Source organism: Salarchaeum sp. III (genome assembly GCF_036418315.1).
In the GTDB taxonomy this organism is placed as follows: domain Archaea; phylum Halobacteriota; class Halobacteria; order Halobacteriales; family Halobacteriaceae; genus Salarchaeum.
On sequence record NZ_JAZHPG010000025.1, the window covers coordinates 53,552 to 63,473 of the forward strand.

The 9,922-nt window shown below is 66.5% G+C and carries 6 protein-coding genes; 3 read left to right on the forward strand and 3 right to left on the reverse strand.

Features of this window, described 5'->3' with window-relative positions:
• Nucleotides 1-66 precede the first annotated feature (66 nt).
• Nucleotides 67-4,128: a DNA-directed DNA polymerase II large subunit gene (locus U3A55_RS08715; protein WP_330991106.1), complete on the reverse strand. Its 4,062-nt coding sequence runs from the start codon at nucleotides 4,126-4,128 to the stop codon at nucleotides 67-69.
• A gap of 109 nt (nucleotides 4,129-4,237) precedes the next feature.
• On the opposite strand from U3A55_RS08715, the gene U3A55_RS08720 reads away from it, so the two are divergent.
• Complete coding sequence (locus U3A55_RS08720) at nucleotides 4,238-5,962, forward strand: flippase activity-associated protein Agl23 (protein WP_330991107.1); 1,725 nt, start codon at nucleotides 4,238-4,240, stop codon at nucleotides 5,960-5,962.
• 51 nt (nucleotides 5,963-6,013) lie between these two features.
• Nucleotides 6,014-6,655, forward strand: a complete 642-nt coding sequence (gene serB / locus U3A55_RS08725) for a phosphoserine phosphatase SerB (RefSeq protein ID WP_330991108.1) — start codon at nucleotides 6,014-6,016, stop codon at nucleotides 6,653-6,655.
• Here the strand turns inward: serB and U3A55_RS08730 are convergent.
• The gene (locus U3A55_RS08730; RefSeq protein WP_330991109.1) at nucleotides 6,642-7,469 is read right to left on the reverse strand and encodes a hypothetical protein; all 828 of its coding nucleotides are present in this window, start codon (nucleotides 7,467-7,469) and stop codon (nucleotides 6,642-6,644) included. The two genes, serB and U3A55_RS08730, sit on opposite strands and share 14 nt — an antisense overlap.
• Before the next feature lie 60 nt (nucleotides 7,470-7,529).
• On the reverse strand, nucleotides 7,530-8,831 hold the full coding sequence (locus tag U3A55_RS08735; RefSeq protein WP_330991110.1) for an O-acetylhomoserine aminocarboxypropyltransferase/cysteine synthase family protein: 1,302 nt from the start codon (nucleotides 8,829-8,831) through the stop codon (nucleotides 7,530-7,532).
• Nucleotides 8,832-9,092: 261 nt separating this feature from the next.
• Here U3A55_RS08735 and U3A55_RS08740 point away from each other — a divergent pair.
• Nucleotides 9,093-9,922: RNA-guided endonuclease InsQ/TnpB family protein (locus U3A55_RS08740; RefSeq protein WP_330991111.1), on the forward strand; the 830-nt coding region annotated here is incomplete at its 3' end.

Sequence of the window (9,922 nt, forward strand, 5' to 3'; positions counted from 1 at the left end):
GTCGAGCGCGCTTCGCACACCCTCCTCGCAAAACCTGGACTAAAAGGAGTGCCTGCGGCGTAACTCCTACATGAAGTCCGCGATACCCGATTGCTTGTTCTTGTCGTTCTCGAAGATGCTTTCGAGGGATTGTTCGAGGACTTCGAGGCGTTGTTTGGTGTACTCGCGGCAGTCGTACTCCTCCGCGACCTGAATCGCGGTGTCCATGTACTTGTTGACGGAGCCGCGGTGGACGGTGAGGTTCACACGCCCGCCACACTCCCGGCAGTCACCCGTCAGCGGCACGCGCCGGTACTTCTTCCCGCAGTCGAGACACCGCGTCTCCTGCCGGCTGAACGCGCGGAGGTTCCCGATGAGGTCGGGGAGGAAGTGGTACTCGATAACGCGCTCCGCCACGTCCGTCTCGTCCACCGCCCGCAGTTTCCGCGCGAGTTCGAGCTGCGCGTCCATCTTCTCCATCATCGACCCCAGGGTCTTGTACGCCGAGAGGTCCGGGCCGAGCGCGATGTTCGACGTGTCGTGCGTGTGGTCGAACCCCGTGTACTCCAGGTCGGTGCCGAGGTTCTTCTCCGCGATCTCCACGTCCACCGCCTCCGGGTCAGCCATCTCACGGCTCGCCTCGTAGAACTCCCGCGAGTACTGTCGCACAACGTCCATGTTGTGCGCCTCGTCGTCGATTTCCGAGGGGTCGATGCGGCTCGACATCACCAGGGGCGCGTCCATCTGCCCACCCCTCTTGTCAGGCAAGAATGATTTGGAGAAGTTCAGCAGACCGTCCATCAACAGCATCACGCAATCCTCGTCACCGTCGCACTGGCCGACGTAGAGGCCGTTCGCGACGAGGGAATGCGTACCCGAAACAGTCAGACAGTACGTGTACTCCGTGTCGCTCTGAGTGATAGTCACACTATCGACTACATCGGTTTCGACCGCGCCATCATCCGCGAGCGCCCGGTTCTCGATTTCAGCAGACGACTGTATTTCCGGGTGTGAAGGAAGGATGTCCCCTGGTTCGAGTTCGCTCGCCGTGAGTTCCTCTGGCCGGCCCGAGTTCCAGCGGAGCATCGTGTGGTCGGGCGTGACCGTGATTTCGCGGCCACTTCGCGTCTCGACGTGAACCATGTGGTCGGGCGCGGGGTGTTTGGAGACTGCTTCGACCGGTTTCCGGACGTGTTCGCCGTCTTCGGTGAGCGAGGGAACGTACACGTCGCCGTCGAGTTCCTGGACGAGCGTGCCGAAGTCGTCCACGTCGGCTGTCTCGGGGTCGAGACGGGTTTCGACGAACTCCTCGATGTTGCCGTAGTGAGTGGTTCCGTCTTCGTCGTCGTACCAGAGTTTGGTGTCGGGGTGGAAGCAGTTCCGGCGTTTCGCGGCGTGGAAGTAGGGATGGGCGTAGCCGACGGCGGCGGAGGTGAAGCCGACGACTCTCCCTACTGTCGCGGCGCTGGTGTGGGGGGCCATGCCGAAGACGAGTTCGCCGACGAGGTCGTCGCGGTCGTCGAGTTCGTAGAAGGGTTCGACGCCGTAGTACTGGATGAGGAGGTCGTCGACGAAGTCGGCGGTTTTGAGCATGTGTTCGGCGGCGCCGTCGCTGAGGACGATGTCCTGGACGTTGAGTTCGAGGAGTTGGTCGTCGTGCTGGAGGGGGTCGCCGTTGATGTCGTGGGTGTAGCCGAGTTCGTGGAACTGCTCTGTGGTGACGTCGAGTTCGCTGGGGCGAACTGAGGTAACGGGGAGGTCGGTCATGTCGTAGCGGACGGTGCCGTCCTTGAACGTGGTGACGCCGTGTTTCGCGCGGAGAACGCCTTTCTCGATGGGTTCGGGGACTTTTTCGCTCGAGGTGAGTCCTTTGACGCCTTTGAGGATGTCGTAGGCGTTCTCGCGTTCGCCGACGGAGTGGAGGGCGTCGGCGTACTCCTGACGGAGGTCGATGGTCTGGGTGGTGACGTTGTCGAGTTCGCGCTCACAGCGCGGGCATTCGATGCGGCCGGATTCGTCGGGCTGGGCTTCGACGCCGCAGTCGGGGCATTCGTAGTAGGGGTCGGTCCAGACCTCGCAGTCGGGACAGCGGGCTTCGTAGGTGTGCTGGGTGCAGTCAGGGCACTCGCGGACGCCGAGCCGGACGTCTATCTGGCCGGGCGTGCTCTGCATATCGGGGGCGTGTTTCGCGGCTTTCGCCACGTCCCGCTGGTTGCCGCCGGCTTCGCCGATGGGGAAGAGTGTGTGAACTGCCGGGGAGAGGTCGCGGGATTCGGATTTCTCGGGGCGCCCCATGCGGTTCCCGATGCGGGTTGGGGCGCGTTCCTGCACGGCGAAGGGCACGACTTCCTCGACGGCCTTCATCGCGTTCTCCCAGTCTCGAGCGTCGGGGCTGAGGTCGTCCCACTGCTTTTCGAGGTCGGTGGTGAGGCCGAGCGACCGGACGAACGGCTTCCAGTCGGTCGTCCGGATGGACTCGCCCTGGTGGTGGGGGAGGATGAGGGCTTCGACGGTCTCGCGAATCTCGTCGTCGGCGGGGAAAACGAGTTCGTCGCCGTCGATTTCGCCCCGTGAGACGGCGTCGGCGAGCGCTTCGAATTCGTCTACCGTGATGTCGTGCCAGAGGTAGGTGTACTCGGGGTGGAGCGGGGCGTCGTACTCGTTGGCCCAGTCGAGGGCTTGCTCGGGCGTCGGGTGTTCGAGGTCGACGTACGGCGAGTCTTCGAGCGCCTGGAGGTCCGCGCCGGCGGCGTCGAGGTCCTGCTGCCACCACTCGACGACGTAGGACGCGGGGGCGAGCGGGTGGTTGTTCTCCACGAACTCGCCGTAGTTCACGAGGTACTCGCCGAGGTCGAGGATTTTCTCGACGCCGTTCCGGACTTCGAGGGCTTCGCGGGGGTCGTCGATGCGGCGCACGTCGCCGTTCGCGAGTTTGACGGTCGGGCCGTCGATACTGTCCACGGGGACGACGCCGGCGGCTTTGCCGGGGCGTTCGGTCTTTATCTGGGTGCCGGTGGCGAGGAAGTCGTCCACGAGGTGCATCGTCGCGGGGTGAACGCCCGCCGTTGCGAACCCGTGGTTGCGCGAGCGCCCGTACCGCAACCGAAAGCCGCCCTCGCGGCTGGGGTGGCCGAAGACGGGGCGGCCGGCGATGAGGTCGCGGAGGAACTTTCCCGACGGGTCGACCCGCGGCGGCCCGTCCGGCTCATCGGCGCTCGCCTCGCCCGTCTCGCCTCCGTCGCCCGCCTCACTCTCGGCGGCGTCGGCGTCCGCGCTCTCCGCGCTCGCGTCGGACTCGTCGTCGCTCGCGTCGTACGTACCGTCGATGAGGTCCTGGAGCCACGGCCAGTCCACTTCGTCGAGGCTGCGCGTGTACCGCTGAATCTTCGGGGCTTTGAGCGCGATTCCCTCCGCGAGCACGAGACACATCCCGCCACGGGGGTTGTTCGTGTCGACGCGGTCGAGGTCGCGGAATCCGGAGACCTCCTCCTGGCCGGTGGCCTCGCCGTCGAGCATGATGGGCATGTGCTCGGCGATGAATTTCGTCTCCTTGTCCTTCGGCGTGTACTGGAGGCCGGTCTCTGAGTCGTAGAGCGCGACTTCCTCGGCGTAGCGCTCTATCTCGTCGTCGCGCGCCCGGTACTCGTCCATTCCGAGGAGCGCGCGGGCGTAGTCCGCGACCAGCACGCTCAGCGCTTGCGCCGTCCCGCCCGCGGAGCGGATGGGGCCGGCGTAGTAGACGTTCACGAACTCCGTGCCGTCGTCGTTCTCGAGCACTTCGACCCGGTCGATGCCCTCGATGGGCGCGGCGACCACGCCCTCGGTGAGCAGGGCGACCGCGGTGCGGACCGCGCCCTCGACCTTCCCCGCGTCGGTCTCGTAGTCGCCGACGGTACCCTCGACGAAGTCCTCGGTGAGTTCGAGCGCGGCCTCCTCCCGACTCATCTCGCCCTCGAGTTCGCGGACGCGCTCGGCGACCCCGTCGATGCCGAGGATGTTCTCCACGCGGTCGGCCATGTCCTTCGCGACCGGAATCTCCACCTCGGGTTCGGGGTCGCCGCCCTTCTGTTTCGCGCGCTCCGCGAGGTCGAACGCCTCGTCCAACCGGGATTCGAGTCGTTCGAAGTAGGCTTCGTCCTCGGAGCGCATGTACGCCTACCGGATACAGCGGACGGACTATTAGGGGTTGTGTTCGTTCGGGAACCCGCTTAAAGTGTCAGCACAAAAGATATGCTGTGGGAGGGGGCAGCAGCGGATGATGGCCCTCCACCAGCAGCTCACGAAGCGACGCGTCCTCGCGATCCTCGTCTCGCTCTCCGTCGGCGGTCTCCTCGCTCGCCTTATCGAGTTAGGCGACCGCGTCTTCTACTACGACGAAGCCTGGTTCGGCTACTGGGTGCTCCGGTTCATGGAGAACGGCGTCTGGGAGTACCGCCCCATCCTCCACGGCCCGTTCTTCGCTCGCGTGAACTCGGTCGTCTTCCCCGTATTCGGCGCGAACGACTTCACCGCGCGCGTCGTCGTCGCAGGCATCGGCGCGCTCCTCCCGCTCGCCGCCTGGCTCTTCCGCGAACACCTCCGTCGAGGTGAGGTCGTCGCGCTCGGCGTCGCACTCGCGTTCAATCCCGTGCTGTTCTACTACTCACGGTTCATGCGCAAGGACCTCCCGCTCGCCGCGTTCATGCTCGTGACGCTCGGCCTGCTCGTCCGCGCGTACGACACCCGTACTCCCCGCTATCTGTACGCGAGCGGAGTTACCCTCGGCCTCGCGTTCGCGACGAAGGAGAGCGTACTCCTCTGGCTGATGACGTGGCTCGGCGCGAGCGTGCTCGTGCTCGACCGCGGCCTCGTTCGCGCCCGCGACACGGACGGCGACGCTCTCACCACGCTCCAGTCGCTCGCGAACCGCGCCGCCGCGGGCGTCCGCGCGTGGTGGGCGCACGGCGTACTCTCCGGCGTGCTCTTCCTCGCTGTCGTCGTCTACTTCTACGCGCCGCGCGCCGGCCCCGGCCAACCAATCGGCCTCTGGAAGGCCCTCACCGGCGACTTCGCAAACCTCCCCGCCGTCGTCGGCGAAGCCACGCTCGGCTCCCTCCAGGCCGCCATCGAGTACTGGGCTGAAGGGAGCATTCAGAATCACGCCTACCTCCCGTACTTCACGGACACCGCCGAAACCATCGTCGCTGGCGCGCTCGGTGTCACCGTTCTCGCCGTCCTCGGCTTCCTCTACGACCGGTACACCGGTGACTCGCCTCGCGCGGTCGTCGCGTTCAACTTCTACTGCGGCGTCGCCGCCATCGTCGGCTACCCGCTCGCGAACAACCTCCCGGTTCCATGGTCAACCGTACACGCCATCGTCCCGCTCTGCGTTCCGGCGGCGGTCGGTGCCGTCGCCGTCTACCGCTGGGGATGTAGCCAGCTTCCCGCCCGCGAACCCGATGTACTCCGCGACCGCGCGCCGATGCACGTCATCCGCGCCGCGGCCGCAGCCGGCCTCCTCGTCTTCCTCGTTGCCTCGGCGGGTTCGACGCTCGCGCAGACGAGCTACCAGCAGCCCCACGAGAGCCCACTGGGCGACCCCGGCCACCAAATCGTCTACTACGCACAGGCACCCGACGACCTCCGCGCCGTCGTCGACGACATCGACAGAGCGACGGCGAGGGGCGGCGAGGACGCGGATGTCCTCTACGTCGGCGAGCGGCTCGCGATGAACGAGACCAGAGTCGACTACCCGCCCGCGACGGGCGCGTGGCACGCGCGAATGCCGCTCCCGTGGTACACCGAGGCGCTCGGCGCGGACGTGACGAGCGTCGAGCGCACCGGCGCGGTCGGGGCCGACACACCGCCCGTGGTCGTCACGACACCGGCGCTGAAACCCGCGGTCGCCCAAAAGCTCGGGAACGCGTACACGAGCAGAACGTACGCGCTCGACGATATCGGGGACCGAACCGTCGTGGTGTTCACGCGGACCGACGGCGCGTAACGCGGTTGCGCGAACCGCATCGTTTGAACCGCTGGGCGACGAACTCGGGGTATGGCGCTCATCGCGTTCGATTTCGACGGGACGCTGTCCGACGACGAGATGCTCGTGCTGTTGGCGGAGCAGTACGGGGTCGCGGAGGACGTGGAGGACATCACGGCGCGGGCGATGCGGGGCGAACTCGCGTACGCGGAGAGCCTGCGCGAGCGCGCCGCATTGCTCGACGGCCTCCCCGAAGCGGAAGCCGCGGCGGCCTACGAGCAGGTGTATCTCCGACCGGGTGCGGCCGACCTCATCAGCGCGCTGCGGGACGCCGGCCACACGGTCGTCATCCTCACGGGCGGGTTCGAGGAGGGCGTGCAGGCCGCGCTCGACAGGGAGAACGTGGAGGTCGACGCCATCACCGCGAACTCGCTTCCCATCGAGGACGGCCACCTGACGGGCGATGTGAAGGGACCGCTCATCGAGGGGACGAAGGACGACGCGCTCGACGCCGCGATGATGGAGTTCGGCGTGGACAAAGAGGACACCATCGCCATCGGGGACGGCGCGAACGACCTGCCGATGCTCGAACGCGCCGGCCGCGCCGTCGGGTTCCTCCCGAAGCCGAACGTTCGCCCCGAGTGCGATGTCGTCGTCGCGCGCATGGACGTGCTCCACGAGGTCTTCGCGGAGGACGGCCTCATACAATCCTGACCTGGAACTCCCGGTTCTCGCTCGCGGAGTCGACGTAGTACGTCATGTCCGGGTCGCCGTCCCCGACTTCGCTCTCGTCGACGTCGTCGGACTCGAAGTAGTCGTCCTCGTACGTCCACGTCCGCGTCTCGCCGGGGTCGAGCACGAACGAAATCGTCTCGATGGGTGCGTGCGCGACCCGGGGACCGGCGCGGTTGAGCGCGGCGAGGTAGCGCGCCGGCGCGTCCGCGTCGTTCGTCACCGCGAGCGACACGGTAGGGCGTTCGCCGTGCTCGACGGTCTCCGGGAAGTCGTAGTCGACGCTGAAGTCGAAGCCGGCGGCGAGTCGCTCGCGGAGTGAGCGCGTGGGCGTCCACTCGCCGCCCGGCCACGAGAGCCGCGCGTCCGCGGCAGCACCCGAGTCGGGGAGGTCGAAGAGCAGCCAGCCGTCGCGTCCGTCGACGCCGTACGCGTCCTCGCGGTTGCCGTACGCGCGCCAGAGCCGAACGTCGTCGGGGTCGACGGGCACGTACGACGACCCGTCGAACCGGAATCGGAAGTCGGTGCGGGCGGGCGCGTCGTCGCCGTCGATGTCGAGGAAGAGCGCCCCCCTGTCGCCGATTGAGTCCGGACTGGTCATCGCGACCACCCCGGGCTGGTAGCGGTCGAGCGACACCGACAACGGAACCGCGGGCGTGTCCGTGGTCGTCTCGGTCTTCGGCGGGTCGGGCGTCTCTCGGTCGGTCGTGTCGGAAGCCGGACTGCCGGTGAGACAGCCCGCGGCCGCCGTGGCGGCGAGCGTGCCGGCGGCGGCGAGAACGCGGCGTCGGTGCATACGGGGGTGGTCGTGCGCTCGCAGTAAGTGTCTTCAGCAGGCTGAAAGGCGCGTTTCAGGCTACTCGGTGGCGGCGGTGATGGCCTGGTCGAGGTCGTCGACGATGTCGGCGGGGTCTTCGATGCCGACGGAGAGCCGCACCATCTCGGGGAGTACGCCAGCGTCCGCCTGCTCCTCGTCGCTGAGCTGCTGGTGGGTGGTGCTCGCGGGGTGGATGACGAGCGTCTTCGCGTCCCCCACGTTCGCGAGGAGGCTGGCGAGTTCGGTGTTCTCGACGGTCGCTCGGGCGGCGTCGTAGCCCGCGTCGAGGCCGAACGTGAGCATCCCGCCGTAGCCGCCATCGAGGTACTCGCTCGCAGCGTCGTGCGTCTCGTGCGAGTCGAGGCCGGGATAGTTCACCCACGCGACCGCGTCGTGGTCCTGGAGGTACTCCGCGACGACCTGCGCGTTCTCGCAGTGGCGGTCCATGCGGAGCGGGAGGGATTCCATCCCCTGGAGGGTCGTCCACGCGTCGAACGGAGATTGCTGGTTCCCGAGGTCGCGGAGGCCCCTGGCGATGGCGGCGTACGTGAACGCGGCGTCACCGAAGCGTTCCGCGAAGTTCACGCCGTGGTAGGCGGGGTTGTCCGCGCCGAGTTCGGGATACGCGTCGGCGTTCGCCTGCCAGTCGAACGTCCCGGCGTCGACGAGCGCGCCGCCGACGGTCGTGCCGGAGCCGTGCAGCCATTTAGTGGTGGAGTGCCAGACGACGTCCGCGCCGTGCTCGATGGGATTGCAGAGCGCGGGCGTGGCGAACGTGTTGTCCACGACGAGCGGCGTGTCGTGCTCGTGCGCGATGTCAGCGATAGCTTGGAGGTCGGGCGTGACGAGCGCGGGATTTCCGATGGTTTCCACGAGCACGTACGCGGTATCCTCGTCAATGGCGTTCTCGTACGCGTCGACGTCGAGCGTGTCCACGAAGCGCGTGGTGACGCCGCGGCGTTCGACGGTGTGGCTGAGGTAGGTGTGGGTGCCGCCGTAGAGCGCGTTCGCCGCGACGATGTTGTCACCGGCTTCTGCGAGGAGGAACGTCGCGACGTTCAGCGCGGCCATCCCGGAGGACGTGGCGACGGCGCCGACGCCGCCTTCGAGCGCCGCGAGGCGGTCCTGGAGCACGTCCACGGTCGGGTTCATCAGCCGCGAGTAGATGTGCCCGGGTTTCTCCAGCGCGAACTGGGCGGCCGCGTCCTCGGCGTCCGCGAACTCGTAGGACGTGGTCTGGTAGATAGGGGTGGCGCGCGCCCCAGTCGCGGGGTCTGGCTGACTCCCGGCGTGCACGCTTCGCGTGTCGAACCCGGGCGTCTCGTCAGTCTCGTCGGACATACCCACGTGTTTCGCGAGCGCGGACGTAAAGGAGGGGTACACCTGCAGAACCTACCGGCGTCGCTGTGTCACAGAGAGACAAGGAGGAAGTCCACGACTTCAGCGTAATTCAAGGTGGAGCCTCCGGCCTCAAGGAGCAACCGAGGCGTAGCGAAGGGAGCGAGTAGGCCGGAGAAGAAACCGACATGACACGACACAACCGGCATACTACGACCGACCGACTCCCGAGCCTATAAGTATCGCCGCCACCTCTCTGAAGTCATGGACGTGCGTCGAACCACCGTCGTGAAACTCTCCGTGAGTGACGCGCACCGCGACGCACTCCACCGAACCGCCGACCAATACCTCTACTGCGCGAGCCAAACCGCCGACTACTGCTGGTCGAACACCTCCTACACCGAGTGTAAAACCAACAAACGGCAAGTACGGGACGCACTCTACTCCAGACTCCGCGAGGAAACAAACCTACAGGCCCAACTCGTCCAAGCCGCCATCAAACGCGCCGTCGAAGCCGTCAAAGCGTGTGTCGAACGCTGGAAGAAAGGCCAGCGCGTCTCCCGTCCCACGTTCACCACCGAAACGATGGACTACGATACGCGAAGCGCGACCTTCTACCGCAACAAAGTGTCGCTGGCAACTGTTGAGGGCCGCGTCGAACCATCGTTTGTTCTCCCGGCAGACAGTCCGACACCCTACGAGCGGTACGTACTCTCCGAGGACTACGAGTTCCGCGAGAGTACGCTCCGATACGATGCGGCGACCGATGAGTTCTACCTCCACCTCTCGACCCGGCGGACTGACGACGACACAGAGGTTTCGGCAGATACCGGGCACCCCGACCAAACGGTCCTCGGTATCGACCTCGGCGTCAACAGCCTCGCCGTCGCCTCCACCGGCACGTTCTGGCAGGGTGACGACTACGACCACTGGTGCCGGGAGTTCGAGAAGCAACGTGGAGAGATGCAACAGTGTGGCACACAAGCCGCGCACAACGCCCTTCTTCGCCTTGGTAAGCGCGAAGAAGCGTGGCGCAAACAGTACATCCACACCGTCGCCAACGAAATTGTTGCAGAATCCGTCGAACACGACTG